Genomic DNA, 26,453 nt, shown 5'->3' with positions numbered 1-26,453 from the left:
GTGCAGGTAAAGTGAGGCTCCCGCCATGAGCAGAATGTATGATATCATCCAGGAGCTGTGCCGCCGCGACGGCACTGACGTAACCAAAATGTGCCGCGCGCTGAAAATCCCGCGCAGCACCCTGTCGGAGCTGGCATCCGGCCGCACCAAACAGCTGACGCTGAAGCACGCGCGGCCCATTGCCGAGTATTTTGGCGTTACCATCGCCCAGCTTGCCGGGGATGAACCGCTGGAAACCGAGCCGGACCAGACGGATGCCGTTTCGGACCTGATCCGCGATGAGCCCATTGCCGCTTATGAGAACTTGAAGCGCTACCTGACCGAAGAGGACAAGGCTGATATTGCCACCCTGATCCGCCTGCGTGCGGAGATCAACCAGGGCAAGCAGTAAGCCGCCTTTGGCCGGGCCTGCGCTTGCGGGAGGGGCACGAATGTTCAAATATACCCTTGCAGCCACACTGGACGAGATGGACCGGGAAGGCATTACCGTGGCGGAATGCCCGCTGCGCAGCATGCGCTGCCTTTCTTTGCAGAACGGGCGCATTGTGGGCATCAACACCGCGCGGTTTGATTCTTCCGCCGAGGTGCGCACCGCCCTGATCCACGAGGACGGGCACTTTGCCAGCGGCGCGTTCTATCTGCCGTATTCGCCCTACCAGCTCAAAGCGCAGGCCGAATACCGGGCCGACAAAGCCGCCGTGCTCAAGCACATCCCCTACCCCGAACTTGCCGCCCGCCTGCGCCGCGGCGACACCCTTGCCGATGCCGCCGAATACTTTTGCGTAACCGAAGATTTCCTGCGCAAAGCCTATGCTCTGTACCGCGATATGGGGTATAGCTTTGGGGCTGAGGAAAAAGCGTAACCATGATTGTATACGACAAATTCTGGGAAACGATGAAGCGGTGCGGGGAAAGCACTTATACACTGATCAACCATTACAACATCAGCAGCGGCACCATTGACCGCATCCGCAAGGGGCAGGGCATTACCACGGCCAAGCTGGACGACTTCTGCCAGATTTTCCACTGCCGGGTTGAGGACCTGATAACCTATGTTGAACCTGCCGAGGGTGAACCGCACAGCCCTTACAGCGAAAAAAGCCAAAAATAAAACGACCGTTTGAACCCAAAAGCTCAAACGGCCGCTTTTCTATTTTACTTAGGCAATACCGCATAATTCTAAGTGCCGATACGGCGAGCGAGGTGCGGCAGATGCCAAGCCAAAAGCGCAGATAATACTGGATGTCTTATCGAGCATTTTGGCAACGCAGATGCCGTGCCGCAGCTGCCGGAGCGGTGCTTAAGCCGCAAGGCGGGAATTGTGCGGTGTTGCCCTTACTTTTCTTTCTCCCACGGCTGCAATGGTGCCAGGAAACCGGCATCCTGCAATGCCTGGCCGATCAAATCCAGGCGGTCGGGGGTGGCGGCTTCCACAAGGTGGTAGTGGTAGCCGTCCGTTGCGGTGGAAAGCACGGTGGAAGCGCCGCCTGCCAATGCCTGCAAAAACTCCTGCACATCCTGGCGGGAGCGGATATCCATTTCCGCGGTGATGCGCCCATAAACGCGGTGGCTGATGCTGATATTTTTCACCCGGCCGCCGTGGTCCACGATCAGGTTCAACTCTTGCCCGGCCTGCTCCGGGGTGTGGCGGACCTTAAACTCCCGCAGGCAGCCGGTTTCCTGCTGCTGCAGGATATAGCCGCGGTTGGTCGAGATGATATTGGGCCGGGATGCCCGGATCACGGCAAGGTCCTGCACGATCACCTGGCGGCTGACCCCAAACCGCGCGGCCAGGTCCTTGGCGGCAATGGGGGCATCGGCCTGGTTAAGCAGGGCCAAGATTTCTTCCCGGCGCTGTGCGGTCGTCATACGGGTGCCCCCTTTCCCATCAGGCTGTCCAGTTCTGCATCGTTCATGGCGTTTGCTACTTCCTTTCGCATGGGTTCTGTAAACAGTATAGCACCTGCCGCGCACCGGTGCAAACGGATGGCGAAAATTCCCGGCAAGCGGCTTGGATTTTTAGGGTTGCCGGGCTTTTTAGGGTTGCTGGGGTTCTGGGTTTACCCGCAGACCGAGGAAGTTTTCCCTTTGCATTCTTTTTGTTCTTTGGCTTTTTCGGGTTCTTTTTTGAGGGCAGAATGTCCCACGCGCTGATAGACAAGCGTTGCACTGAAAACTGCGCCAAAGCGCAGCTGACTGTGGATATTTCCCGCACGGTGGAAGCACCGATTGAAGAGATTTTTATTTTTGAGTAATTTTTAAGCACATAACAAACACCGGGCCGCATGTAATATTGCATGCGGCCCGGTGTGTTATTTCAGGCTATATTCTGTTTGAAGCGTGGGGGAAAAATCAAACCACACCCTGGCTCATCATAGCGCTGGCGATCTTCTCGAAGCCTGCGATGTTGGCACCGGCAACCAGGTTGCCCTTCATGCCGTAACGCTCGGCTGCATCGGCAGCGTTCTTGTAGATGTTGACCATGATGTTGTGCAGGCGCTCGTCAACCTCTTCAAAGGTCCAGGAGAGGCGCAGGCTGTTCTGGCTCATTTCCAGGCCGGAAGTAGCAACGCCGCCGGCGTTGGCTGCCTTAGCGGGAGCGAACAGGATACCGTGGCTCTGCAGGTAAGCGATTGCTTCCGGGGTAGAAGGCATGTTAGCACCTTCGGCAACAGCGTAGCAGCCGTTGGCAACCAGTGCCTCGGCACCTTCCAGCTGCAGCTCGTTCTGGGTTGCGCAGGGCAGAGCGATATCGCAGGGAACAGTCCAGATGCCCTTGCTGCCCTCAACGTACTTAGCGGTGGGAACGTAATCCAGGTAAGTCTTGATGCGGGCACGCTTGACTTCCTTGATTTCCTTGATGACCTTGTAGTCAATGCCGTTCTCGTCCACGATGTAGCCGTTGGAGTCGCTCATGGCGATAACCTTGCCGCCCATCTGGGTAGCTTTCTGGTTTGCATAGGTAGCAACGTTGCCGGAGCCGGAGATGACCACACGCTGGCCCTCAAAGCTCTTGCCAGCATCAGCCAGCATTTCCTTGGCAAAGTAGCACAGGCCGTAGCCGGTAGCCTCGGTACGGGCCAGGGAACCGCCGAACGGGATGCCCTTGCCGGTCAGGATGCCGGAGTACTCGTCGCGGATGCGCTTGTACTGGCCAAACAGGAAGCCGATCTCACGGCCGCCAACGCCGATATCACCGGCGGGCACATCGGTATCGGGGCCAATGTGGCGGTACAGCTCGGTCATAAAGCTCTGGCAGAAGCGCATAACTTCGGCGTCGCTCTTGCCGTGGGGGTCAAAGTCAGAACCGCCCTTGCCACCGCCCATGGGCAGGCTGGTCAGGCTGTTCTTGAAGCACTGCTCAAAGCCCAGGAACTTGAGGATAGACAGGTTGACAGAAGAATGGAAGCGCAGGCCGCCTTTGTAGGGGCCGATGGCAGAGTTGAACTGCACACGGTAGCCGCGGTTGACCTGCACCTTGCCGGCGTCATCCACCCAAGGCACACGGAACATGATGATGCGCTCCGGCTCAACCAGGCGCTCGATCAGGCTTGCCTTTTCATATTCAGGATGGGCCTCAACAACGGGCTCCAGGCTTTCGAGAACTTCCTCAACAGCCTGCAGGAATTCCTTCTGCTCAGCATTGCGCTTTGCAAGGCCCTGGTACACTTCGTTCAGATAAGCATTTTTAATAGACATGGTATACACTCTCCTTTTTGGTGGGCTGCTGTTTTCCGCTTCCGGCCGCACTGCCGGACCCCTTGAAACTGGCGGAAAGCGCGCGGTCCTCTATTTCTTTCACCGGTATTTATATTAGCACGCTAAAGCGCATTTGACAATATTTTTTGAAAAATTTTGTTTGTGCGATAGCGGCAAGTGTATTCCATTTGCACACAAATGATAGTTTTTTACGCTTTTACCTCATTTTTCAGTTCTTCACCGCGGGCAAAGGCACGGGCATTTTCCAGCGTGATGGCCGCAATGCTCTGCAATGCCGTGCGGGTAAAGAACGCCTGGTGGCTGGTAATGACCACATTGGGGAAGCTGAGCAGCACCGGCACCACCTCGTTTTCCAGCACATCGTCGGAGAAATCCTGGAACACCTGGTCATCCTCATCCTCGTACACATCCAGGCCCACGCCGCCGAACTTGCGGGCGCGCAGGGCTTCGATCAGGGCGTCGGTGTCGATCAGGCCGCCGCGGCTGGTGTTGACCAGGATGGCAGAATCCCTCATCATGGCGATGGTATCCTTGTTAATCATGTGATGGGTACCCTCGGTCAGCGGGCAGTGCAAGCTGACCAGGTCGGCTTTCTGCAGCAGTTCTTCCAGCGAAACATAGCGGGCAAACGTTTCCACTTCGGGGTTTTTGTACATGTCATAGCAGAGCACATTCATGCCAAAACCGTGGCAGATGCGCGCCATGGCGGCGCCAATGCGGCCGGTGCCCACAATGCCGGCGCAGGCGCCATAAAAGTTTTGGCCCAGCAGGCCGTCCAGTGCAAAGTTGTTATTGCGCACCTTGATATATGCCTTGCAGATGCGGCGGTTTGCGGCCTGGGCCAACGCCATGGCGTGCTCGGCAACGGCTTCCGGGCTGTAGCCCGGCACACGCATAACGGTAATGCCGTTGGCTTTGGCGGCGGCAAGGTCCACGTTATTGTAGCCCGCGCAGCGCATCAGCAGCAGCTTGATGCCCGCTTTGGCCAGCACGGACAGCGTTTCGGCACCGCAATCACTGTTGACAAAGGCGCAGACGGCATCGCCGCCCGCGGCCAGCTGGGCGGTATCCGGGTCCAGGTTGGCCGCCAGGAACTTGATGGTGCAGCCATAGTCCGGGTCAGCGGCCAGAACGTCAAAATACAGGTGGTCGTAATCACGGGTGCCATAAAAAATGATCTTCATACTTTTCCCTTTTCTGCCCTGCGGGCGTCCTCTTGTTGCGGCGTACCGGAATCCTTTTGTTTTCCGGCACACTCCGGCTCGGTCGTTAATATTTTATCATATCCGACGGTTTTAGTATAGCCAGTTTTCAGCATTTTGAATGTTGCCAAGGCAACAAAACGTGGCAAAAAAGGGGTGCATGCCCTGTTTTTCTTTTACACGGTTTTCTCGCTGCCTTCGTTCGGTTTGGCGGTTCCGGCAGAGTGTTCCACGTTTTTCAGCAGCTCTTCCGCCGAAATACCATACAGCTTGGCCAGCGCGATCAGGTTGGAGGTGTTGGGGTCCGAGGTGCCGTTTTCCCACTTGGATACCGCCTGGCGGCTGACACCGATGGTTTCCGAAACAAACTCCTGGGTCATTTTGCAGCGCACACGGTTCTCCCGCAGGGCTTCGGCCAGGGACTTGCGGGTGGCTTTCTTTTCTACCCGCACTTCGTGGGAGTTGATGTAAACCCTCAGCGCCTTGATGACCAGCCACAGCAGGTAGATACCGACAATGCCCATAACCAGCATGAGCGCAAGATTGAATACCGTCCAAAGAATGCCAAATACTTGATATTTCATTTTATAATCTCCTATCAACAGCTTGCAGTGGGCGGTGCACCGCCCGGCAAAACCCGGCCGGATGGTCCGGCCCCTTGTGTTTTGCTGGCCTTATTATAGCGAAAGCACCCGGTTGCCGCCACCAACTGGGGCGATACTTTGGGTTGCAGCCTGCTATTTTGCCGGTTTTGGGGCCATTTTGCATCAAAAAGCACCCACCCGCCGGAAAAACCTGGCCAGGCGGGTGCAAAACCATGCGATCCGATTTTGGCAGAACCAGCGCAGCAAACCGGGCCGCCGGGCGGCGGTTGTCTGCGCGCGCAGTGTTATACAGTTTGTATTATTTGTTTAGGCAATACCGCATAATTCTAAGTGCCGATATGGCGAGCGAGGTGCGGCAGCTGCTAAGCCAAAAGCGCAGATAATACTGGATGCTGCAAAGGTGAGCGCCGCCAGTGGCGGAAACAGCGAACCGAAGCAGGGGCAGCGGTCGCAGAGTGCGAGGGGCTTTTGCCCCCGAAGCACGATGCGGGTACCGCAACCCGACATTATCGAGCATTTTGGCAACGCAGATGCCGTGCCGCAGCCGCCGAAGCGGTGCTTAAGCCGCTAGGCGGGAATTGTGCGGTGTTGCCTTTAATATATCCAAGTCAAGCATCCTTTTGTTCGATCTCGACCATCACCAGTTCGGTCTTGCCCTCGGTACGAATCTTGTAGCCCCAGGTCCCGGTGCCGCCGCTCACAATGGCGGCGCAGGCGGGGGTGATCTGTTTCATGCCGTAATTCAGTTCATTATAGCGGAACAGCTTTGCCACAAGGCCGGTGGGCCAGATCTGACCGCCGTGGGTGTGACCGCTCAAAATCAGGTTTGCACCGGCTGCGGCATCGGCTTTCAGCTCGCGCGGCTCGTGGTCCAGCAGGATGGTATACACATTGTCCGGGCCGTTCGGCATCAGCTGGGCGGGGGTAAAGCGGTTACCCTGGGTGTACAGCCAGTCCTTGCGGCCCACAATACGCACCGGGGTGGCATCTTTACCCACATAGGCCAGCTGGGAAACATCCTCCAGAATGCGAATGTGCGCCCGCGCAAAAGCGCCCTCCAGGTCCGCGCGGCCATAGCTCGGCTCCCGCCAGTGGTGGAACAGATCATGGTTGCCCAACACGAACCACTTGCCGCCGGGCGGATCCAGCGTGGCAAAGAAGGCATTGAAGGAATCAAAATCCGGGCGTTCCACATGCTCGTCAAAAATATCGCCGGTGAAAAGGATCATATCGGGGTTCAGTTCCCGGATGCGGCGGTTCAGCTCCGGGATGCGCTTGCGGTCCACGGCACCTTTGCCGGGGTGCAGGTCGCTGATTTGCAGCACCCGCAGTTTGCCGCCCGGCAGGGGCTTGGTGGTTTGCAGGCGATAGGTGGTGGTAACCAGGTGCATAGCCTTGAAATAGCTCCAGACCATCATGGCGGCCGTGCCCACCCAGACCAGCAGACCGCCCATCCAGATGGTCTGCCAGACCGTCAGCACCGTTCCGCCGATTGCACGAGCCAGCAACCCCACAACGTCCCCGGCGATATACAGCCCGGTCAGATGGGAGTTGACGATCATGCCGGGGCCGAGCGGGTCCCGCCCGATCCAGGACATAACAGCCAGCAGCAACAGCGGCAGCAGCAGATACACCGCCGGATGAGCACCCGCAAAGCAGGCCACAAACGGCAGTTTGAGAAAATTCAGATACAGCACCACCGCCACAAGGACCTTGCCGATTTTGGGGATGGTGAACTGGATAAAATGCCCGTACATTGCAGGACCTCCGTTCTTTAGTTAGGAGTTAGGAGGGAGGAGTTGAGAGAATTAGAAATGAGCAATGAGAAATTAGGAATTTGAGGTGGGGCGGGGTATGGGACGGAAGATTTTATTGTCGGCAGACAACAGTAAAATTATCTGTAGGGCGGGATGCCCTCATCCCGCCGGGGAGGAACACAGATCATTTGCCACAGCCCTAAAAACAATCTGTAGGGAACGGTCTTGACCGTTCCGGGGACATATTTGCATATGCCGTGATGAGATTTACTGCAGGACTTGTCATACGGTGCGGTAATGACAACACGGCCAATCATTTTGCAAATGTGCAATAAATTTTACGCCCGCCCGGGACGTCGAGGACGCCGTCCCCTACAAATTGGGAAAGATTTGGCACAGGATCTGCAAAGTGTGCCAAGGCGTGGTTTCGGCGTGGTCGGGTGACCACGCCCTACAAGGCCCATCTCCAATTCCTAATTTCTCATTTCTAATTCCTAATTATCCCCTAACTCCTAACTCCTAACTCCTAACTCCTAACTCCTAACTCCTAACTCCTAACTCCTAACTCCTAACTGATATTGTATCACTCGTGCCCGGCAAACTCAACAAACACAACAGGCAGGCTGCCTGCGGGGTTGCGGGCAGCCTGCCTGGAAAAAGCAGGGATAAGTCTTTAGGCAATACCGCATAATTCTAAGTGCCGATACGGCGAGCGAGGTGCGGCAGATGCCAAGCCAAAAGCGCAGATAATACTGGATGCTGCAAAGGTGAGCGCCGCCAGTGGCGGAAACAGCGAACCGAAGCAGGGGCAGCGGTCGCAGAGTGCGAGGGGCTTTTGCCCCCGAAGCACGATGCGGGTACCGCAACCCGACATTATCGAGCATTTTGGCAACGCAGATGCCGTGCCGCAGTCGCCGGAGCGGTGCTTAAGCCGCAAGGCGGGAATTGTGCGGTGTTGCCTTTATTCAGTTATGCCTGTTCTTTTGCCTTGATGGCTTCGTCAATGGCCTTGGCGGCTTCCTTACCGGCGCCCATAGCCAGAATGACGGTAGCGGCACCGGTAACAGCATCGCCGCCGGCATAGACGAACGGGCGGCTGGTCAGGCCATCGGGGCCATCGGTGATGATGCAGCCGTGCTTATCGGTATCCAGGCCGGGGGTAGTGGAACGGATCAGCGGGTTGGGGCTGGTGCCCAGAGCCATGATCATGGTATCCACATCCAGCTCAAACTCGCTGCCCTCCTTGACGATGGGGCGGCGGCGGCCGGAAGCATCGGGTTCACCCAGCTCCATCTCCACGCAGGTCATGCCCTTCACGCAGCCGTTTTCATCGCCCAGAACCTCGACCGGGTTGGTCAGTGTCTTGAAGATGATGCCCTCTTCCTCGGCATGCTCGACTTCTTCCTTACGGGCAGGCAGTTCGGCCATGCCGCGGCGGTATACAATGTACACCTGCTCGGCACCCAGGCGCTTGGCGCAGCGGGCTGCGTCCATGGCGACGTTGCCGCCGCCCACAACGGCAACGGCACGGCTCTTCATGATGGGGGTGCGGCTGCCGGGCTGGTATGCTTTCATCAGGTTCACGCGGGTCAGGTACTCGTTAGCAGAGTAAACGCCCTTCAGGCTCTCGCCGGGGATGCCCATAAAGCGGGGCAGACCGGCGCCGGAAGCGATATAGATTGCCTCAAAGCCATAGTCGTTCATCAGCTCGTCAACGGTCAGCACCTTGCCGATGACCATGTTGCACTCAATATCAACACCCAGCTCTTTCAGGCCTTCCACTTCGTGCTGCACAATATCCTTGGGCAGACGGAACTCCGGAATGCCGTACATCAGAACGCCGCCTGCAACGTGCAGGGCTTCGTATACGGTAACCTTATAGCCCAGCTTGGCCAGGTCGCCGGCAACAGTCAGGCCGGAAGGACCTGCACCGATAACTGCCACCTTATGGCCGTTCGGCTCCGGCTTGGCAGCCGGGGTGTGGACGTTTTCACGGTGCCAGTCAGCCACAAAGCGCTCCAGGCGGCCAATGCCGACGGGTTCGCCCTTGATGCCGCGCACGCACTTGCCCTCGCACTGGTTCTCCTGCGGGCAGACACGGCCACAGACAGCGGGCAGCGCGCTGGACTTTGCGATGACCTGGTAAGCAGCTTCAAAATCGCCTTTTGCCACTTCGGCAATAAAGGCGGGAATATCGATCTGAACAGGGCAGCCGGTGCGGCAGGCGGGCTTTTTGCACTGCAGGCAGCGCTTGGCTTCGTTCACAGCCATTTCAGCGGTATAGCCCAGGGCAACTTCCTTAAAGTTTTTGTTGCGGATGTTGGGGTCCTGGCTGGGCATGGGGCATTTTTTCGGGTCCATATTCGGCATGTTACTCAACCTCCTTTTTCAGCAGGTTGCATTCCGCTTCCCGCGCGTGGGTTTCAAAGTCGCGGTACATGGTGCCGCGGTGCATGGCTTCATCAAAATCGACTTCAAAGCCATCGAAATCGGGGCCATCCACACAGGCAAACTTGGTTTTGCCGCCCACAGTCAGGCGGCAGCCGCCGCACATGCCGGTGCCGTCCACCATGATGGGATTCATGGAAACAACGGTCTTAACGTTATAAGGCTTGGTGGTCTTGACAACGAACTTCATCATGATCAGCGGGCCGATGGTGATGACCTCGTCAAAGTTGGCGCCAGCCTTGATCTTTTCTTCCAGCGGCATCGTCACAACGCCCTTCTGGCCGTAAGAGCCGTCATCGGACATGATGATCAGCTCGTCACAGCAGGCGCGGAATTCGTCTTCCAGGATGACAAGGTCTTTATTACGGAAGCCGATGATGCCGGTAACCTTGGTGCCCTGGGCCTTGAGGGCCTGGGCAACGGGCAGGGCAATGGCGCAGCCGACGCCGCCGCCGACCACGCAGACATTTTTGAGCCCTTCAATTTCAGTTGCTTTGCCCAGCGGGCCGACAAAGTCATGCACATACTCGCCCTCTTTGAGGGAGTTCAGCTGCATGGTGCCTGCGCCGACGATCTGGAAAATGATGGCCACAGTGCCTGCTGCGGCATCATAATGGGCAATCGTCAGGGGGATGCGCTCGGAATCCTCCTTGGCGCGGATGATGATGAACTGGCCCGCTTTCGCCTTTTTGGCAATCAGCGGTGCTTCAATGACCATTTCGGTCACTGTGGGGTTCAATTCCCGCTTTTTAACGATCTTGAACACTTGTTCTAACCTCGCTTTTTCTCCGTTTTATCATTCCGTCCCCCGCCTGCCAAATGCGCACAAGCAGGCAAAAGGGTAGATGGTATCATTGTACCATATTTACTTTACCAGCTTTTTTCAGGATTGTAAAGCGGTAAAGTGTGGTGTTTTATCGTCGCAGTGTGTCAAAGAATGCTCTGTCGGGGCGAACATTGTTCGCCCGCAGTCTTTCTCCATGTATGCTGTTTCCCGGAAAAGCCGCTGCATCATCAGGTTGGTGGGCACACAATGTGCGTTCCTACGGCCTCCACAGAATATTTGGGCATACCAAGTTATGACATGCGGTACCGTCCTGTCTGCGCTGTTCACACCGTCAAAGCGTCAATGGCGGCTTTGCATGCCTGCAGGGTCAGGTAGGTGACTGCACAGTCTGAGCCGATAAACCAGCGTTCTTCGCCGTTACAGACAATTTTGCGGATCAATTTTCCACGGTACTCCGCCTGGATATAAATGCCGTTTGCCATGTTGCTGCCCCCTTTTCCGGCCGGCTAAAAGTAGCCTTACTTTTTATTGTGCCATCTTTTGGAGCAGCTTACAAGGGCAGGCAGTGTAAAATTTCGCCCATGCTGCGTACAGAAAATTCAGCAGTTGCACCAAAACTTTATCCATGCGCGGCAAACTGATAATATTTGACAGCGTTTTCCAGTTTTTTCACTGGAAAACTGTAGCTTTTTATGCTATACTGTATCAAAATATCTGCCGTTTTATTTTTACAAAATTATTGCGTCCTTTTGCAGGGCGTGTATAATATAATAGTAGATAATACGGGTGTAGCTGCACCCGGCTGGAGGAATACGGATATGACAAAGCAAGAGATGCTGCAGTTAAAAATGACTGCGACCCGCGTGCGCATGGGCATTATTGAAGCGACCCATGGCGGCAAAAGCGGGCACCCGGGCGGCAGCCTTTCTGCTGCTGATGTGCTGACTTACTTATACTTTAAGGAAATGCAGATCGATCCGCAGAACCCGCAGGACCCTGACCGTGACCGTTTTGTGCTTTCCAAGGGCCATGCAGCGCCGGGTCTGTACTCGGTGCTGGCAGAGCGCGGGTTCTTCCCCGTGGCTGACCTGCCTACCCTGCGCCGCTCCGGCAGCTACCTGCAGGGCCACCCCAACATGAACACGGTTCCCGGTGTTGATATGAGCACCGGCAGCCTGGGCCAGGGTGTTTCCGCCGCAGCCGGCATGGCACTGGCCGCCAAGATGAAGAACCCCGACATCAACGTGTACACCCTGCTGGGTGACGGCGAGATCGAAGAGGGCGAGTGCTGGGAAGCATTTATGTTTGCCAACCACTATAAGCTGGATAACCTCTGCATCATGATCGACGTGAACGGCCTGCAGATTGACGGCCCCACCGCCAAGGTCATGAACAGCGAACCGCTGGACCAGAAGATGGATGCCTTCGGCTTTAACACCATCATCTGCAACGGTAACAGCCTGGCTGATCTGGAGCAGGCATTCATCCTGTTTGACCGCTCCCATGGTTCCGGCAAGCCGACCTGCTTCCTGCTGCACACCACCAAGGGCCTGGGCGTGAGCTTTATGGAGAACGCTGTGGATTGGCACGGCAAAGCCCCCAACGATGCCGAGTATGACAAGGCGATGGCCGAGCTGCGCGCCAGCTATGAAGTGATGGAAAAGGAGGCTGAACGGATCAATGGCTGATAACAAGAGCATTGCCACGCGCGACAGCTACGGTGCTGCGCTGCTGGAACTGGCCGATGCAGGCCATGACGATATCGTGGTATTTGATGCGGATTTGTCCGCTTCGACCCGTACCTCAGTATTTGCAAAAAAATATTCTGAACGCTTTTTTGACTGCGGCATTGCCGAGTGCAACATGGTCGGTGTAGCCGCCGGCATGTCCACCTTTGGCTATGTGCCTTTTGTTTCCTCGTTTGCCATGTTTGCTGCGGGCCGCGCTTTTGAGCAGATCCGCAACAGCATTGGTTACCCCGAGCTGAACGTCAAGATTGCTGCCACCCATGGCGGCCTGTCCGTCGGCGAGGACGGTGCTTCCCACCAGTGCTGCGAGGACTTTGCGCTGATGCGCACCATCCCCGGCATGGTCGTGATCTGCCCCTCTGATGATCTGGAAGCCCGTGCCGCTGTGCGCGCCGCTTACGCCCACAAGGGCCCCGTTTACCTGCGTTTCAGCCGTCTGGCCACCCCTTCCCTGCATGATGCCAATAACTATACTTTTGAAATCGGCAAGGGCGAGGTTCTGTGCGACGGTTTTGATCTGGCCATCATCTCCACCGGTCTGATGACCAGCGAAGCTCTGAAGGCTGCTGTCACCCTGAAGCGTCAGGATGCCATCAGTGTGCGCGTGATCAACATGCCCACCATCAAGCCGCTGGACGAAGAGATCGTTCTGCGCGCTGCCCGCGAGTGCCACAAAATCATCACGGTGGAAGAGCACAGCGTGATCGGCGGCCTGGGCGAGGCTGTTTGTAGTCTGCTGAGCGAGAAGGCCCCCACGCCCGTGCGCCGCATTGGTGTGCAGGATAAATTCGGCCATTCCGGCCCCGCATGGGAGGTTCTGCGCGATTACGGCCTGACCGCCGACGCCATTGCCGATGCCGTGCGCAGCTTTGTGAAAGAGGACCAGTAAGCTCTTTCCCCCGCCCCATTTGATTCAATAAGCAACACCCCGCCATCCGGTTCAAACGCCGGGCGGCGGGGTGTTTTTGTTTGTTGGATTTAGGGCAATACCGCATAATTCTAAGTGCCGATACGGCGAGCGAGGTGCGGCAGATGCTAGGCCAAAAGCGCAGATAATACTGGATGCTGCAAAGGTGAGCGCCGCCAGTGGCGGAAACAGCGAACCGAAGCAGGGGCAGCGGTCGCAGAGTGCGAGGGGCTTTTGCCCCCGAAGCACGATGCGGGTACCGCAGCCCGACATTATCGAGCATTTTGGCAACGCAGATGCCGTGCCGCAGCCGTCGGAGCGGTGCTTAAGCCGTAAGGCGGGAATTGTGCGGTGTTGCCTTAGGTTAGAACTGATTGCACGCAAACACGCTGGCTCCGGTGGCGCGGGCGGCGGCAAGGCCGGTGGCGCTGTCCTCAAAGATCATGGTATGGGCGGCGTCCACGCCAAAGTGGGCCATGGCTTTCAGGTAGCCCTCCGGGTCCGGCTTATTGTTGACCACATCTTCCTGGGTCAGGATCAGGTCAAACCAGTCAGTGCAGTGAAAGTGGTCCAGCATTTCCGTTGCGTTCTGGCGGCTTCCTGTGGTAATCACAGCCAGGTAATGGGTGGGGCGCAGGGCTTCCAAGATGACAAACAGTGCCTCGTTTTTGCGGGCTATGTCCATGTTGGCGGCGTAATACTGCTTTTTCAGGTCATGCACCCGCTCCACATCCTCGGCAGAGGGGCTGCCGCCCATCAGCGGCTGCAAAAAGGCGCGGTAATGCCTGCCGTTGCAGTAAGCGGCATAGTAATCATAATCCAACGTAAAGCCGAACGACTCCAGCGCACGGCGGTAGCTTTCAGCGTTGACGGCAACCGTATCAATCAATGTGCCGTCCAGATCAACGGCGATCAGTCCTTGCTTTTTCATCAAATTTTCCCTCGTTTTCCCATGTGTTTAGGTCGTTGGCCACCATGACAAGCCCAGCATAGAACATGGGGGCACGCTTTTTATCTTTGTTGAGCTTGTAGGGCATCAGGCGCAGCCAGTGGATGAGCTCGTGCGCCAGGATGCTGTGCAGCCCTGCCGCGCCGCAGCGGGCACGCAGGTCATCGCAGACCGCTTCAAACAGCGTATCATAGGCGGCGGAGCGGGTCAGCTGGAAGTCAATGTGGTTTTCCTGCACAGTGCAGCGCGGGGTCATCATCATGAACTCATAGCCGCCGTGCAGGCTTTGCAGCAGTTTGCCGTAATCCAGGTAGGGGCTGTCGTGCAGGTTGCCGGTGTTGGGGTCAATGATGTACCACGCTTTATCGGGGTTCTCCACATCGGTGCGGCAGATGATGTTTTCCACCGTCAGATCGCCGTGGATATCCGCCACGGGGTCTGCGGCAAACAGGGTACGCAGCGCATTGTGGTCAAACAGGCGGCCCAGCTCTTTCAGGTTGCGGTAGCTGCGGCCATTGATCCAGATGCGGTCATAGTTCCACAGTTCTTTCAGGATGCGGGCGTCCCGGATCTTTTCCAGATTGGCATCCATCTTTTTGTTCAGGTATTCCTCTATTTTTTCGGGATCCGCCGGGCGGGCTGTGGGGCGGTAGAGCTGTTCATCCAGTGCCCGCAGCACACTGCGCAGGATGGCTGCGCTTTTTCCCGGCGGGTTGGAATGGATATAGCGGAACAGCCCCACCGCGCTGCCGGAATAGGTCATATCATACCAGCAGTAGCCTTCGCCGGTGCCCTCGCGCAGAATTTCGCACAGCGGCAGGCGGGCGGCATTGCGGCGCAGCCAGGCCAGCTGTTCGGCCAGTTTGGCACCGTCCGCGCCAAAGGCGTATTTGCGATAAAAGGTCGCGGCACCATCGGTACACAGCATGGTGGTTGCGTTGGAACCGGCGGAATAATCCTGCAAAATGGTAATGTTCTGGTTGATCTCAATGAACTTGGCCACATAGGCTTTGTTCTGCAGGCTGAAATACTGGTTGAGGAATGCGCCGCGGTCCCGCGGGTCCACCTGGGGCAGCAGGTTCAGGTAGTTTTCCTGCCCGGCTTCCCGGTTGGCGATCGGCTCCGCTGCACCGTTCAGGGCGGCGCGCAGATGTTCCGGCAAAAGAGGTGCCGCAAACATAACCGCCAGCGGCAGCAGGAACCAGGCGATCACCAGCCCACGGGCGGCATCGCTCAAACCGAGGGAGCCCGCCACGCCAAGGCTGGTCACATCCACGCTCTTGACGCCGAACAGCATGTTGAACACTTCCACCAAGCCAAAGCTGCCGCCAGCGCCGCCGCAGGCAATGATTGCTTGCCCCAGCACCGCGTAAGAAGCAAGGTAGGCCCCCCACATGAGAACTGTATTGAGCAGCAGCCGCCACAGGTTGACGCGGCGCAGATCCTTGAAGGTATTGATGAGACTCCAGCAGAACACAAGGCCGTCCAGCTTGATGGTATCATTGAAAATGCTGCACACGGCCAGGCAACACCGCTTGAGCAGGTCCCGCAGCAGCACCACCAGCACCAGGGCGGCGGCCAGCAGCAGCGCAAAAACCAGATAATACCGCGCTGCGCCCAAAACTGCAGCGCCGCCCAGCCCAGCCAGCCGGAACCCGCCGAACAGCAGCGCCACCACCCACACATCCAGAAAGCGATCCATGATGACAGTGGCAAAAGCAAAGCCTGTTCCGGTTTTCATTTTGCGGCCAGCCAGAGCGGCGCGCAGAAAATCGCCCACATGGAATGGCAGCAGAAAGTTGACGGCATAGCCCCCGGCCATGGCGCGCAGCAGGCTGCGGCGCTGGGGGTATTCATAAATGCGGATGAACTGTTCCCACCGGAGCAGGCGGAACACATGCCCCAGCAGCACCAATGCCGCGGAGGAAAGCAGCAATAATAAAATGGTTCCGAAAGGTTGCATCGGCGGTCACCTGAATCAGTTAGTTTATTGGGGGGAATTTTACATCAGCATTTCAAACGCGGCCTTGTTGGCTTCCTGTTCCGCCTGGGCATACTCCGCCGGGGTGCCAAAGGGCAGGTGCAGATCAGTTGCAAATCCGCGCAGGTCCGCCCCGCGGTCCGCCAGCACGTTGTAAATGCCGGAAACAAAAAATTCTTTATAATCGCAGTGGTGCAGGTACTCTGCACAGGCAGAAGCATAGAGCTGCTTATTTTTGAAGTAATACGCCCCGCAGATGGCATCATGGCTGACGACCTGCTTTTCCACCGTGTGGCACACCCTGCCGTCGGCCTCATATTGCAGGTAGCTGTAGGCCGGGGAATCGCTGGCAAAGGTCAGCAGTGCGCCGTCTGGGCCGTTGGCAAAATCGCCCGCCTTGCAAAACTCATTGAACGGCTTGCAGAGGAACAGGTGGTCGCAGTCATTAAAGAGCAGCGGCTCATCGTCCGGCAGGCTTTCCGCCCCGCGCAGGGCGGTGATGGCGGCGCCCTCCGTCACTTCGGGCAGGGCCACGATTTTGGCATCGGGGTAATAGGTTTTGATTTCCCGGTCAATGGCATGGTCGCGGATATGCTCCTCCAGCACCACAAAGGTGATATCGGCACAGTCCACAAATTTGGCAATGCTCTGGGTTGCCCAATAGAAAAACGGGTGGTCGTTGATCTCGATCAGGGGCTTGGGCATCACAAAGCCGTTTTCAAAAAAGCGGCTGCCGCGCCCGGCCATCGGCATTACAAGGTGCAGCTTTGCCATGTTATTCCCCTTTCGCATCGCGGGCAGCCAGCATGGCGCACTCGTTCTCGATCACGCGGCGCAGGCCTTCGCGGATGTCGATCTTCGGTTCCCAGCCATAGCACTCTTTGGCGTGGGTGTTATCGCACAGGGAATACTTGTTGACCTCGTGGTCCAGAATTTCCGGCTTGATGCCGTAAGCGCCGCCGTACAGCTCCGGGTACTTGGCCCAGTAATGGCTGGACGGGCAGTATTTGGCTTCGATCTGCTTGCCCATCAGCTCGCAGGCCGTGGCGTACAGTTCGCGGACGGAGTAGTTCTTGTTGCTGGAAACGTTGACGGCATCAAAGCCCGGCTGATCCCACACGCGCATGGCCAGGTCGATAAGGTCATCCACATAGATATAATCGCGGCGCTGGTTGCCGTCAGAGTGGAACTCCGGCACGCGGTCATAGTACAGCTCGCGGATCATATAGCCCACAAACGGCGGCTGCTTGCGCAGGCAGTCAATGTGCGGGCCGTAAACGTTGGCAAAGCGCAGGCAGGTGATGTTCATGCCGTAGGTATCGGCAAAGCTCTGGCAGAACCGCTCGCCGCAGTATTTGGTGTTGGGATAGATCAGCGTGGGCGGGTTGAACTTGGATTCCACGGTCGGGAACTCGGTTTCATTCTCGTACATCGCGTTGGTGGATGCCTGAACGACATGCTTAACACCGGTGCGGCGGGCGTTTTCCAGCACGTTGACAAGGCCCAGCGTGTTGACGCTGACGGCCTCCACCGGGTCGCTCTGGCAGTCCGGCAGGGGGGCAATGCCCGCAATGTTATAGACGATATCAAACTTTTCCTGCTCAAACAGGGCTTTCATGCCCTCTTTATCGCGGATATCCATCTTGATGACATCGGCGGAAAAATCATGGTCGTCAAAATGCAGGTTATCGGCGCTGCCATAGCTGTAGTTATCCACACCAATGGCGGTATGGCCGTTTTTCCACAATGCATGCATAAGCTGGCCGCCGATAAACCCGGCAGCACCCGTTACCAGAACCTTCATAATCAACATCCCCCTTTACAGATTGGAAGCAATGATGGTGCTTGTATATTCTTCGATTGGTTTTTCCCGCCATTCGCGGGTCACAAACTCGTTTTTGTTTTTCAGGTAGCGCCCGCACAGTTTGAGCAGGCTGATGCCAAAGCTGGTCAGTTTGTTGTTGGATACCTGGTCTTCCTCCCGCCAGCTGATGGGGAAGAAAAGGACTTTCTGCTTGAGGTGGCAGAGGGCCAGGATCATGCAGTCATTAAAATACAACGTATCCGGAAATTTTTTATAATAACCGTTTGCCAGCGGTGGCACTGCGTACAGGTTCAGGCCGCTGCCCAGGTCGGTGATCTTGTGCCCGGCCACCAGGCTGAACAGCCAGTTAAAGCCATAGTTGCCCACCACGCGCAGAGTGCTGTAGCCCTTGATGCGGCTTCCCGGCATAAAACGGGAGCCAAGGCAGCAATCATACTTACGGTGGCGGCCGCTGTGTACCAGGGGCAGCACATCGCGGATATCGCCCTGGTCGTCGCCATGCAGCACAATCAGGTAGTCGAAGTTATGCTGAACGGCGTACTGGAATGCCACTTTATGGCTGCCGCCCAGGCCATAGTTCTGGTCGTTGCGCAGCAGGCGGACCGGGGCCTGCGGGTGGGCCTGCATCCAGCTTTGCACGGTGGCCTCGGTGCCATCGGTGGAGCGGTTATTGACCACGATGCACTCGGTGACCATAGCGGCCACCTGACAGTCCAGCAGCTGGTTCAGCACACGGGGCACCTGTTTTTCACAGTTATAGGCAGGGATAAAAACAAGAAAGCGTTCCGGCATAGGGCAAGCCTCCTGAACAAGATATTTTGATTGATTATAGAATACTATATTTGGGGCGGGGGGTCAAACGAAATCGCATGATTGCCAGGCGAATCATGCGATTTGAATGAATAATGAATAGAGAATAAAGAATAATGTTGGTGGACCGCCGCGCGGCGCGCGGCTCAAAAATAATAGTGGGGTCGTTTCCCTTGCAAATGCCCGCAAACTTTCCACATTTTTTCCTGTGCTTGTGGAAAACTCAATCGACTACCAGCACTTGCAGGTGGGCGGTGCCGTGGGTGACGGGGTAGCGGGCTGTGATGGTAAAGTTTTCTTCGATCCAGGCATGGAACGCGGCCATATCGCGCACTTCGGCTTCATCGTACAAGATCACATCGGGACGCTTCTCGGGCAGTTCCTCATAATACTGGATGAACCGCGGGTCGCTGTCGGTACCGGAGATGACGGACGCCTGACCGATGGTCAAGGTTCCTCCCGCCATCATAAAGCCAAGGCCGTGCTGCTCGCCAATAGCCTGCAGCACCTGCTTGCCCGCAAAGGGTTCCAGCGCTTCGTACAGGGCCATCTGCATATCGGCGGCTTTTTCATCCGCCCAGGTCCCTGCGGCGGGGCCTGCGGTGATCTGCTTCAGGTTGGCTGTTGCCACATTGGCAGGCTTCCAACCCGTTACCAGAACGCACCAGAACCGGCACACCAGCAAAAATACCAGCAGCGCCGGCAGCACACACTGGCCCTGGGGCAGTTTCCCCTGCTCCGGATTTTCCTGCCTGCACGCCAACATGGCAAAGCAGCCGCAGAGCGCGGGCCAGGTCAGATACATAAAGGTAGCCGAAAAGCCCAGCAGCGTAGAGCGCAGAATGAACGCATACGCCGCCATGCCCGGCAGAAAGCCCAGCCAGAACAGCGGCTCCCGCGCTGTGCCGCGCCCCTTGCGGAACGCCCAGGCCGCCGCCAGCACCAGCGCCGGCATAAAATAGCGCTCATCGGAGCTGGAGTCCGCCACAGCGCGCACCGCGCAGAGCAGAGCCGCCAGAATAGCCCAAAGGTTCAGGGCAAGGCCGATCCAATCCCGTTTTTGGCGGGTTTTGGCCCACCACAGCAGACAGAGCACCACGCTGGCGGCCAGCGGCTTTGCCAGGAATTTGGCGGTGTTCAGTGCCTGGCTTGCCAACAGGGCCAGCCGCTGGCTTGTGGTAAAATCATACTGCGGGTCGTTCAGGATCAGGCTGACGCGCTGCAAAAACGCGGTAAGCCCCATGCCGGGCAGCACATACGCCAGAAACGCTGCCGCGCAGGCCATACAGCCCAGCACAAACAGCACCGCGCCGCGGGGGATCTTACAGATTGTCGGCTCCTTGCCGCGGCGGCCCAGCAACACCATGCCGATAAAAATCACCGCCGCCGCCAGTGCGCTTTGCGGGAACGCCAGAAAGCTGAAGCAGGCGCACACCGCCCCCAGCACTACCAGCCATGGGCGGCGGAAACCATGGGTGTAATAATGATAAAAGCACAAAAATGCCGCCACGGTGAAGTGGAACTGCTGGCTGATATAATCCGGCCCCAGGAACCACTTGGGGGTGTAGACAAACAGCACCACCGCGCTCAGCAGCGCCCCATGGCGGCCAAGGGTCTGCTTGAAATCGCGGTAAAATACCGCGCTCATGGCCGCTTTGCAGACCAGCACCACAGCGCGCACAAACAGCAGCGCCCCGGTGGTTGTGCCTGCAATGGCGGTATACAGAGCCAGCACCAGCGCTGCCGGTAAGGCCGAAAGCTGGTGCGGCTCCCACATGGTATAAAACAGCCGGTCCCCCTTTACCAGGCGGAAGCCCAGGGAGAACGCATATTCTTCATCAATTTCCAGCCCCACAAACAGCGTTTTGGCCATGGCGAGAACCGCCAGAACCAGCAGCACCGGGGTTAAAATTTTCCACAGGCGGTCCTGTGCATTTTTTTGCGGCATAGGCCGCCCCTCCTCTATTGTTTGATTTCATGTAAGGCAAAGCGACGGGCGCACAATGTGCGCCCCTACGGGAGTTCTGCAATTTCTAATTGCTAATTAGGTTACAGGTGTTTTTGCAGCAGTTTGTCCCTTGCGCACAGCAAATACGGCAGGTAGTTTTCGCAAAAGGCTTCCCATTTGCATTGCAGCCAGCTGCGGGTGTGCTGAGAATGGTGTTTGACCGCCGCCACATCAAAGTAGCGGGATTTATTGCGCACAATGATTTTTTGCTCAAAGGGCATCTGCCAGCCTTCCGGGTACCAGTAAGCAGGGGTCAGCAGGCGGTAGCTGCCGGGGTGTTCGGCGGCATAGCGGTTCAGCTGGCTTTCGTCATGCCACAGGGGCACCACGCCGTTGCGGATATCCTGCTCTGTGCGGCGGTCCAGCTCTTTGCACATGGCCAGGAATGCCGCGGAGGTACCGCCGTTCAGCCCGCCGGAAACATAGTCCCGCCCGCAGTTGTACGGGATATAGGCCGTACATCTGGGGTTGCGGTCATAGCTGTAAAACATCGGCTTTTTGTTCCAGAACCCCGGCTGCTGGACCAGCAGCAACTGTTCCCCCTGCTGCGGACGGGGCAAAAATTCTTCCGGGGTAATGACCTCCCGGCAGGTCAGGTTGGCGTTGAAAAAGAAGAGATAATCCAGCTGTTCCAACGCCTTTTCCTGGGTTAGGAAAATCGCAAAGCGCTTCATGGTGCTCAGCGGCCAGTCATAGGCGGGCTGGTCAATGCGGTGCACAGCGGGGTCATCCTCGTGAGCGATGGACGGTGCATCGGTAAAGACAAAATATTCTTTTTTGCAGCCGGGTAAAAAGTTCCGGCTGAAAGTTTCATAAAATTCCGGCCAGAACACGGTGTATTTGCCGGTGCAGATATACAGCATGCCAATGGTTGCCATGTTGTGTTTCCCCCTTAACGATGGGTAATTTTTTGCCAAAGGCGGCCAGCCTGGGTGCGCAGATAGGCGGCATCGCTGGTCCAGATATAAAACGCAAGGTTCAGCACGTTGGGCAGGATGCAGACCACAACAGCCCGCCCCAGCAGCCCCAGAATACCGCCGGACAACAGGGCGCACACGCGGTAGCTGCCTGCCATAAGTACCACAAGGGTGACAAGATGCACCGCCTGCACCCGCAGGTAGCGCCAGCCGCTGCCGCGCATATACTGGCGGCAAACCACAATGCCGCGCCCCACCCACATGATGCAGTGGGCCACAACGGTAGCCGCCACAATGCCGGTAATGCCAAACGCCGGGAAGAGTGCAAAGCTTAGAATCAGGTTTGTGGCGGCAGAGGCGACCATGAACCACTGGTCCTGCTCAAAGTGGCCCAGCACGGCGCGGTAGGAGCCGAGCATCCGGTGGTTCCAGCCCACATATTCGTTCAGGCTGAACACAATAACAAAGCCCAGCGGCAGCAGGCGGTCACTGCCCATCCACAGGCTGATAAACGGCTGGAACAGGCAGAGATATGCCGTTGCCACAAAGCTGCCGAAAAAATAGCTGAACAGATCCAGCCCCCAGAACACCTGTTTATCATGGGCGTTGGCCGTGGCGGATTTATCGTACACGATATTGCCGATGGCTGCGGCAAAGCTGTCCATGATTTTATTGCCGATGTTGGTGGCGCTGTCCGACACGGTGGTATAGTTGCCAAGGTTAGCCGTCATAGCGCTGCCCGCCATACGGCTGGTGACGATGGTATCGGACGAGCCGTAAATGGTGTTGGATAGGCGGTGAACCAGGTAATACTTGAGGTCATGGAAGATGCCAAGATCCTTGAAATCCCGCAAAGTAACCTTGACCTCGTGCAGTTCGGGGAAGTCCTTTTTATATCGCGCTGCCACCACCAGGTTGGCACCGGTGTTGAACAGGATGCTGACGCCGAAATACAAAATATAGTTTGGCAGCCACAGCGCAATGGCAATGCGGGCCAGATAGTTGGCAACATTAAAGCAGAAGTCGATGCGGGTACACAGGTACCCCTGCTGGGTGCAGGTGTACATCAGCCGCCGGGTGACAAGGAAATAACCCGACAGCGTGGAGATGGTGTTGAGCAGGTAAACGGTATAGGCCGTCTGGATGCTGGCCACGCCGGGCATGATCCATGGCAGGGCCAGCGCCCCGATGCCCGCCAGCACGCAGATAACCACACCCACGGCGCGGTATGCCCATTTATACATGGACATATATTTACTGATCTTCTCGGTATCCTTGGCGGCGATCTGTTCATACAAGCGGTAGCTGATGACGCTGCCAACACCGAATTCCGCGATGGAGAAAAAGTTGAACAGCTTATCCACCACCTGGGATGCAGCGGTGATATCGTTGCCAAAGTTAAATACCAGCAGCCGCCGCGTGGCAAAGCCCAGCAACATCAGCAGCAGGCTGGACCCCAGCGCATAGACCAGGTTCAAAATTGTTTTTTGTGTACGCAATCAGGTGTTCTCCTAGGTGATTTGTTTGGGCAGGGTGATGCGGCCAGGTGCAGCGGGGTCGAGTGACCCCACCCTACGGGGCCTGGAGCCGAAACCGGCATTTACGGCAGAGGTTCATGGGGCATCGGGGACGCCGCCCCCTACAATGGGTGCAGAGTTTTATTTCCGTTTCAGCAGCCCGGCCGCCCAAAGGGCAAAGCGGGGGCTGAAGTGGTTGAGGAGGAAGGCAAACAGCTTCCAGTCCGGGCGGGTGTTCTCGTCCCCCAGTTTCCAGAGTGCTTTGCAGGCGGTCAGGCCGGGGGCACAGGCGGCGCGTACCTCGGCATCACGGCAGGCAGCGCCGCGGGCCTGCGGCCAGAACACATTGGCGGTGCGCCGCCAGATCTCGGCTTGCTCCGCCGGGGTCCAGGGGCAGTCCGGCGCGGCGAACATTTTTTCAAACCGGTGGATGACCGCCGCGATGCCCGCAAAATGTTTGGCAAGGCCCGCGTTCAACAGGCTGCCCGCCCGGTTGGCGCGGTAGACCACCAGCTCCACATCCAGGTAATACAGCCTGGGGCAGGCACCGGCCAGCACCAGGTCAAAGGGATAATCCTCCGCCCAGCGGACCTCATTCCAGAAAAGCAGGTTATACTTAACCAGAAATTCCCGGTCAATACAAAAGCGCCAGACCGCCCAGTGGCCCGCGGCATACAGCCGCGCCACGCGGGCGGCGTAATCGGGGTCGGCATCCGGGCCGGGGGTGAACCGCTCCACCGGGCCGGGATAAGGCTTGGCATCCATCCCCTGGCTTTCGTCCTGCTCCAGATAGCGGCAGACGTACCAGCGGTAACCCGGCGCGGCGGCCAGGGCGGCGCGCAGCTTTTCCAGCATATGGGGCGGCCAGTAATCGTCGCTGTCCAAAAACAGCAGCCACTTGCCCTTGGCGGCCTTGATGCCGGTATTGCGCGCGGCGGCCAGCCCGCCGTTAGAGCGGTGGATGACCGTAACGCCGGGGCAAAGCTGAGCAAAAGCATCACACATGGCGGGGCAGGCATCCGTGGAGCCATCGTCCACCAGGATGCACTCCCAGTCCGCCGGGCCGGCCTGCTCCACCACGCTTTTGACGCAGGCAGAAAGATAAGCCTGCACATTATACACCGGCACAATGACCGAAAATGTGATGTTTCCTGTGCGTTCCATCGCAGTTGTTTCCTTTACTTTGTCGGGATCAATGTCCAGTCGTGGTCATACAGGGCGGTCTTTTTGCCGTTGGCGTACCAGCGGTCCGGCGCGATCACACAGCGGCCCGGCACACCGGCCAGCCACTGCCCCCACCAGCTGAAGGTGGAGTTGCTCAGCACAAACGCCCGGCAGCGGCGCATCAGGGCAAGGTCCGCCGCGGCACTTTTTGCCCCGGTGCTGTAATGCACCGGCAGGCCCGCAGCGTCCAGATGCTGCCGCACATAGGCGGGGTCGTCTGAAAAGACAAACAGTTCCGCCTGGGGCAGGCTTTGGCACACCGTGCGGCAGGCGGCGGCGTAATACTCCGGCGTGCAGACCTGCAGGGCCGCGTTCTGCGGCAGCAGATAGTCCCCGCAGCGCCAATGCAGGCAGACGGGGAACGGGCTTGCCTCAATTTCCCGCGCAAAGGCGGCGGCCGCAGCGGTAAAGCCGTGTTCCGGGTTCTCAATGGGCAGCAGCTCCGCCCGGATAGTTTCAGCCTGGTCCTTAAAATAATCTGCCCCCTGGAAGTACCCCCAGGCCAGAAAGTTTTTGGCGTGACCGCGCTTGGCAGGGGTAAAGCCTTCAGTCGCAAAATGCAGGCCGATGGCGTTCAGCATAGGGGCCATGCGGGCTTCAAAGGGGTGCCAGTCCCGGTCCATCAGGCCCGCGCGCTGTTCGTGGCGGATCATCAGGGCCTTGGCGGCGTTCTGCACCGGCAGATGCTGCTTAGCAAAGCCTGCATCTGTGATGAACTGCACCTCTGAGCTGATATGCAGTGCCTGCAATGCCAATGCAGTGTGGGCCGGGGAGCCGGTTTTCCAGTCCTGCCGGTCAATCAAAGTGACAGGCTCCTGGCAGCACAGGCCCATGGCGCGGGCAAAGGCATACACAAACATCTGGTTGCCCAGCCCGCCGGAAAGTTCGGCGTAAATCATCGTGCGCCCTCCCCTGCCACTTTATCATACACCTGCTCCATGCGGTGTGCAGCGGTTTTCAGCTCATAACCGGCAGCGGCCAGCGTGGGCCAATAGTCCGCGTGCGGCCCGCCGGGAGCAATGGAATCCGCCGTTTTGGCCCACTCTTCAAACGGGGCACTGAGCGGCAGAAAATGCACCAGCTCGGTCACCGAGCCATCCCCCGGCACATTGGTGGAGGCCAGGCAGGGCACGCCGCAGCCCTGGGCTTCCACCAGGGTAACGGGGCTGCCTTCAAAGTTACTGGGCAGCAAAAACAGGTCAAAGGCATTCATATAGTCGGGCACATTGTTCTGCACCCCGGCAAACAGCACCCGGTCCGCCACGCCAAGCTGGGCGGCAAGTTCCCGCATGGGCTGTTCCTGCTCGCCGCCGCCCACCAACAGCAGCTTCCAGCGGGGGTCCTGCTGAACCATAGCCACAAACACCCGGATGAGGTAGAGCGGGTTTTTCTGGTGGTTGAGCCGCCCTACAAACCCGGCCAGACGCTCGGTTCCGGTAATGCCGTACTGGGCGCGGATTGCCGTGCGCGCCGCGGCGTTGGGGTAAAAGCGGGTTTGGTCCACCGCATTGCAGGCAACGGAAAAGTTCGGCCTGCGGTCGATATGGTCACCAAACACAAACCGGCCCGCAGCCACGCCGCAGCCCAGAAAGTAATCTGCAAACAGCTGGTACACCAGATGGGCGGCGCGCCAGGTCAGCGTCATGGGCGGGTAAACGATATGGCTGTGCACAATGATCTTGGCATGGGGGCAGAGCACCCGCATCATACCGCAGACGGGCGCGCCGATTTTGCTGGCAGTATGGTAATGGATGATATCGTAATCCTTATGGGTTTTCAGATGCTGGTACAGTGCGCGGATACGGGCTTTTTTATTGTCCGGCACCGCAATGATATGCACCCCGGCTGCTTCCAGTGCCGGCGCGCACGAAGCTTGATCCGGCGGGCAAAGGCCGACAAACAGATCCACCTGGTAGCGGGTAAGGTCCAGATTGAGCAGAAGGTTCTGCACATAGCGCTGCACCCCGCTTTGCACGCCAAGGTGGTTGCTGATCATCAGGATCTTCATGGATACGGCTCCTTTGCACATCTGGATTCGGGCGGACGGT

Annotated in this window: 26 protein-coding genes; 6 read left to right on the top strand and 20 right to left on the bottom strand. The window is 57.6% G+C overall.

Annotation, left to right across the window (positions count from 1 at the left end; translation table 11 throughout):
• Nucleotides 1–25 precede the first annotated feature (25 nt).
• The 3 genes from PG062_RS04665 to PG062_RS04655 are packed head-to-tail and all read left to right on the top strand — an operon-like array spanning nucleotide 26 to nucleotide 1,111.
• Entirely contained in the window at nucleotides 26–391 is a 366-nt protein-coding gene (locus PG062_RS04665; RefSeq protein WP_114001279.1) for a helix-turn-helix domain-containing protein, read from the top strand.
• Nucleotides 392–431: 40 nt separating this feature from the next.
• Nucleotides 432–863, top strand: a complete 432-nt coding sequence (locus PG062_RS04660) for a hypothetical protein (protein WP_114001278.1) — start codon at nucleotides 432–434, stop codon at nucleotides 861–863.
• A 2-nt stretch (nucleotides 864–865) separates the two neighbouring features.
• Nucleotides 866–1,111: a helix-turn-helix domain-containing protein gene (locus PG062_RS04655; protein WP_270751402.1), complete on the top strand. Its 246-nt coding sequence runs from the start codon at nucleotides 866–868 to the stop codon at nucleotides 1,109–1,111.
• A 224-nt stretch (nucleotides 1,112–1,335) separates the two neighbouring features.
• On the opposite strand, the gene PG062_RS04650 is transcribed toward PG062_RS04655, so the two are convergent.
• Nucleotides 1,336–1,869 carry a transcription repressor NadR gene (locus PG062_RS04650; protein ID WP_114000015.1) on the bottom strand — a complete coding sequence of 178 codons (534 nt, stop codon included), beginning with the start codon at nucleotides 1,867–1,869 and terminating at the stop codon, nucleotides 1,336–1,338.
• 107 nt (nucleotides 1,870–1,976) lie between these two features.
• Here PG062_RS04650 and PG062_RS04645 point away from each other — a divergent pair, with 107 nt between their 5' ends.
• The gene (locus PG062_RS04645) at nucleotides 1,977–2,255 is read left to right on the top strand and encodes a DUF3796 domain-containing protein (protein ID WP_270751401.1); all 279 of its coding nucleotides are present in this window, start codon (nucleotides 1,977–1,979) and stop codon (nucleotides 2,253–2,255) included.
• A 97-nt stretch (nucleotides 2,256–2,352) separates the two neighbouring features.
• Here PG062_RS04645 and gdhA read toward each other — a convergent pair whose 3' ends face one another.
• From gdhA to PG062_RS04605, 8 genes are all read right to left on the bottom strand, one after another.
• Nucleotides 2,353–3,699, bottom strand: coding sequence for an NADP-specific glutamate dehydrogenase (gene gdhA / locus PG062_RS04640; protein ID WP_114000016.1), 1,347 nt, complete (start codon nucleotides 3,697–3,699; stop codon nucleotides 2,353–2,355).
• A gap of 209 nt (nucleotides 3,700–3,908) precedes the next feature.
• Nucleotides 3,909–4,904 carry a 2-hydroxyacid dehydrogenase gene (locus PG062_RS04635; protein WP_270751400.1) on the bottom strand — a complete coding sequence of 332 codons (996 nt, stop codon included), beginning with the start codon at nucleotides 4,902–4,904 and terminating at the stop codon, nucleotides 3,909–3,911.
• The gene (locus tag PG062_RS04630; protein ID WP_270751399.1) at nucleotides 4,901–5,053 is read right to left on the bottom strand and encodes a hypothetical protein; all 153 of its coding nucleotides are present in this window, start codon (nucleotides 5,051–5,053) and stop codon (nucleotides 4,901–4,903) included. The genes PG062_RS04635 and PG062_RS04630 overlap by 4 nt, the downstream gene beginning before the upstream one ends.
• Nucleotides 5,054–5,098: 45 nt before the next feature.
• A complete protein-coding gene (locus PG062_RS04625) occupies nucleotides 5,099–5,506 on the bottom strand; it encodes a helix-turn-helix domain-containing protein (RefSeq protein WP_270751398.1) in 408 nt (135 codons plus the stop codon).
• A 629-nt stretch (nucleotides 5,507–6,135) separates the two neighbouring features.
• Nucleotides 6,136–7,284: a metallophosphoesterase gene (locus PG062_RS04620; RefSeq protein WP_270751397.1), complete on the bottom strand. Its 1,149-nt coding sequence runs from the start codon at nucleotides 7,282–7,284 to the stop codon at nucleotides 6,136–6,138.
• Nucleotides 7,285–8,253: 969 nt separating this feature from the next.
• Nucleotides 8,254–9,654 carry an NADPH-dependent glutamate synthase gene (gene gltA / locus PG062_RS04615; RefSeq protein ID WP_270751396.1) on the bottom strand — a complete coding sequence of 467 codons (1,401 nt, stop codon included), beginning with the start codon at nucleotides 9,652–9,654 and terminating at the stop codon, nucleotides 8,254–8,256.
• A 1-nt stretch (nucleotide 9,655) separates the two neighbouring features.
• On the bottom strand, nucleotides 9,656–10,498 hold the full coding sequence (locus PG062_RS04610; RefSeq protein WP_270751395.1) for a sulfide/dihydroorotate dehydrogenase-like FAD/NAD-binding protein: 843 nt from the start codon (nucleotides 10,496–10,498) through the stop codon (nucleotides 9,656–9,658).
• 344 nt (nucleotides 10,499–10,842) lie between these two features.
• Nucleotides 10,843–11,001 (bottom strand): hypothetical protein, encoded by a 159-nt coding sequence (locus PG062_RS04605; protein WP_158538853.1) that lies wholly within the window; start codon nucleotides 10,999–11,001, stop codon nucleotides 10,843–10,845.
• Between the two features lie 336 nt (nucleotides 11,002–11,337).
• Between PG062_RS04605 and PG062_RS04600 the strand changes: the two genes are divergently transcribed.
• Together PG062_RS04600 and PG062_RS04595 are read left to right on the top strand one after the other, a co-directional pair.
• Nucleotides 11,338–12,207 carry a transketolase gene (locus tag PG062_RS04600; RefSeq protein ID WP_270751394.1) on the top strand — a complete coding sequence of 290 codons (870 nt, stop codon included), beginning with the start codon at nucleotides 11,338–11,340 and terminating at the stop codon, nucleotides 12,205–12,207.
• Nucleotides 12,200–13,156, top strand: a complete 957-nt coding sequence (locus PG062_RS04595; protein ID WP_114000022.1) for a transketolase family protein — start codon at nucleotides 12,200–12,202, stop codon at nucleotides 13,154–13,156. The genes PG062_RS04600 and PG062_RS04595 overlap by 8 nt, the downstream gene beginning before the upstream one ends.
• Before the next feature lie 382 nt (nucleotides 13,157–13,538).
• Here the strand turns inward: PG062_RS04595 and PG062_RS04590 are convergent, their stop codons facing one another.
• The 11 genes from PG062_RS04590 to PG062_RS04540 all read right to left on the bottom strand — a co-directional run bounded on the left by PG062_RS04590 (nucleotide 13,539) and on the right by PG062_RS04540 (nucleotide 26,413).
• Nucleotides 13,539–14,105: an HAD family hydrolase gene (locus PG062_RS04590; RefSeq protein ID WP_270751393.1), complete on the bottom strand. Its 567-nt coding sequence runs from the start codon at nucleotides 14,103–14,105 to the stop codon at nucleotides 13,539–13,541.
• Nucleotides 14,077–16,086: a lysylphosphatidylglycerol synthase transmembrane domain-containing protein gene (locus tag PG062_RS04585; RefSeq protein WP_270751392.1), complete on the bottom strand. Its 2,010-nt coding sequence runs from the start codon at nucleotides 16,084–16,086 to the stop codon at nucleotides 14,077–14,079. Before PG062_RS04585 ends, PG062_RS04590 begins: the two co-directional genes overlap by 29 nt.
• A gap of 39 nt (nucleotides 16,087–16,125) precedes the next feature.
• A complete protein-coding gene (locus tag PG062_RS04580) occupies nucleotides 16,126–16,878 on the bottom strand; it encodes a glycosyltransferase family protein (RefSeq protein WP_270751391.1) in 753 nt (250 codons plus the stop codon).
• 1 nt (nucleotide 16,879) lies between these two features.
• A complete protein-coding gene (locus PG062_RS04575; protein WP_270751390.1) occupies nucleotides 16,880–17,908 on the bottom strand; it encodes an NAD-dependent epimerase/dehydratase family protein in 1,029 nt (342 codons plus the stop codon).
• Nucleotides 17,909–17,923: 15 nt separating this feature from the next.
• Complete coding sequence (locus PG062_RS04570; RefSeq protein ID WP_270751389.1) at nucleotides 17,924–18,721, bottom strand: glycosyltransferase family 2 protein; 798 nt, start codon at nucleotides 18,719–18,721, stop codon at nucleotides 17,924–17,926.
• 241 nt (nucleotides 18,722–18,962) lie between these two features.
• Entirely contained in the window at nucleotides 18,963–20,687 is a 1,725-nt protein-coding gene (locus PG062_RS04565; RefSeq protein ID WP_270751388.1) for a MerR family transcriptional regulator, read from the bottom strand.
• 101 nt (nucleotides 20,688–20,788) lie between these two features.
• Nucleotides 20,789–21,625: a family 6 glucosyltransferase gene (locus PG062_RS04560; protein WP_270751387.1), complete on the bottom strand. Its 837-nt coding sequence runs from the start codon at nucleotides 21,623–21,625 to the stop codon at nucleotides 20,789–20,791.
• Between the two features lie 14 nt (nucleotides 21,626–21,639).
• A complete protein-coding gene (locus PG062_RS04555; protein ID WP_270751386.1) occupies nucleotides 21,640–23,163 on the bottom strand; it encodes an oligosaccharide flippase family protein in 1,524 nt (507 codons plus the stop codon).
• A 159-nt stretch (nucleotides 23,164–23,322) separates the two neighbouring features.
• A complete protein-coding gene (locus PG062_RS04550; RefSeq protein WP_270751385.1) occupies nucleotides 23,323–24,345 on the bottom strand; it encodes a glycosyltransferase family 2 protein in 1,023 nt (340 codons plus the stop codon).
• A 14-nt stretch (nucleotides 24,346–24,359) separates the two neighbouring features.
• Nucleotides 24,360–25,304: an alpha-1,2-fucosyltransferase gene (locus tag PG062_RS04545; protein WP_270751384.1), complete on the bottom strand. Its 945-nt coding sequence runs from the start codon at nucleotides 25,302–25,304 to the stop codon at nucleotides 24,360–24,362.
• Nucleotides 25,301–26,413, bottom strand: coding sequence for a glycosyltransferase (locus PG062_RS04540; protein ID WP_270751383.1), 1,113 nt, complete (start codon nucleotides 26,411–26,413; stop codon nucleotides 25,301–25,303). Before PG062_RS04540 ends, PG062_RS04545 begins: the two co-directional genes overlap by 4 nt.
• Nucleotides 26,414–26,453 lie beyond the last annotated feature (40 nt).

The organism is Gemmiger qucibialis, assembly GCF_027689445.1.
GTDB lineage: Bacteria > Bacillota > Clostridia > Oscillospirales > Ruminococcaceae > Gemmiger > Gemmiger qucibialis.
Note: the sequence above shows the minus strand (reverse complement) of the source record. Positions and strands in the feature narration are given on the sequence as shown.

What these genes read in the sequence shown, in the direction of transcription:
- PG062_RS04665 (WP_114001279.1), top strand. Translation starts at nt 26, where the DNA reads ATGAGCAGAATGTATGATATCATCCAGGAGCTGTGCCGCCGCGACGGC.
- PG062_RS04660 (WP_114001278.1), top strand. Translation starts at nt 432, where the DNA reads ATGTTCAAATATACCCTTGCAGCCACACTGGACGAGATGGACCGGGAA.
- PG062_RS04655 (WP_270751402.1), top strand. Translation starts at nt 866, where the DNA reads ATGATTGTATACGACAAATTCTGGGAAACGATGAAGCGGTGCGGGGAA.
- PG062_RS04650 (WP_114000015.1), bottom strand. Translation starts at nt 1,869, where the DNA reads ATGACGACCGCACAGCGCCGGGAAGAAATCTTGGCCCTGCTTAACCAG.
- gdhA (WP_114000016.1), bottom strand. Translation starts at nt 3,699, where the DNA reads ATGTCTATTAAAAATGCTTATCTGAACGAAGTGTACCAGGGCCTTGCA.
- PG062_RS04635 (WP_270751400.1), bottom strand. Translation starts at nt 4,904, where the DNA reads ATGAAGATCATTTTTTATGGCACCCGTGATTACGACCACCTGTATTTT.
- PG062_RS04625 (WP_270751398.1), bottom strand. Translation starts at nt 5,506, where the DNA reads ATGAAATATCAAGTATTTGGCATTCTTTGGACGGTATTCAATCTTGCG.
- PG062_RS04620 (WP_270751397.1), bottom strand. Translation starts at nt 7,284, where the DNA reads ATGTACGGGCATTTTATCCAGTTCACCATCCCCAAAATCGGCAAGGTC.
- gltA (WP_270751396.1), bottom strand. Translation starts at nt 9,654, where the DNA reads ATGCCGAATATGGACCCGAAAAAATGCCCCATGCCCAGCCAGGACCCC.
- PG062_RS04605 (WP_158538853.1), bottom strand. Translation starts at nt 11,001, where the DNA reads ATGGCAAACGGCATTTATATCCAGGCGGAGTACCGTGGAAAATTGATC.
- PG062_RS04600 (WP_270751394.1), top strand. Translation starts at nt 11,338, where the DNA reads ATGACAAAGCAAGAGATGCTGCAGTTAAAAATGACTGCGACCCGCGTG.
- PG062_RS04595 (WP_114000022.1), top strand. Translation starts at nt 12,200, where the DNA reads ATGGCTGATAACAAGAGCATTGCCACGCGCGACAGCTACGGTGCTGCG.
- PG062_RS04590 (WP_270751393.1), bottom strand. Translation starts at nt 14,105, where the DNA reads ATGAAAAAGCAAGGACTGATCGCCGTTGATCTGGACGGCACATTGATT.
- PG062_RS04585 (WP_270751392.1), bottom strand. Translation starts at nt 16,086, where the DNA reads ATGCAACCTTTCGGAACCATTTTATTATTGCTGCTTTCCTCCGCGGCA.
- PG062_RS04580 (WP_270751391.1), bottom strand. Translation starts at nt 16,878, where the DNA reads ATGGCAAAGCTGCACCTTGTAATGCCGATGGCCGGGCGCGGCAGCCGC.
- PG062_RS04575 (WP_270751390.1), bottom strand. Translation starts at nt 17,908, where the DNA reads ATGAAGGTTCTGGTAACGGGTGCTGCCGGGTTTATCGGCGGCCAGCTT.
- PG062_RS04570 (WP_270751389.1), bottom strand. Translation starts at nt 18,721, where the DNA reads ATGCCGGAACGCTTTCTTGTTTTTATCCCTGCCTATAACTGTGAAAAA.
- PG062_RS04565 (WP_270751388.1), bottom strand. Translation starts at nt 20,687, where the DNA reads ATGCCGCAAAAAAATGCACAGGACCGCCTGTGGAAAATTTTAACCCCG.
- PG062_RS04560 (WP_270751387.1), bottom strand. Translation starts at nt 21,625, where the DNA reads ATGGCAACCATTGGCATGCTGTATATCTGCACCGGCAAATACACCGTG.
- PG062_RS04550 (WP_270751385.1), bottom strand. Translation starts at nt 24,345, where the DNA reads ATGGAACGCACAGGAAACATCACATTTTCGGTCATTGTGCCGGTGTAT.
- PG062_RS04545 (WP_270751384.1), bottom strand. Translation starts at nt 25,304, where the DNA reads ATGATTTACGCCGAACTTTCCGGCGGGCTGGGCAACCAGATGTTTGTG.
- PG062_RS04540 (WP_270751383.1), bottom strand. Translation starts at nt 26,413, where the DNA reads ATGAAGATCCTGATGATCAGCAACCACCTTGGCGTGCAAAGCGGGGTG.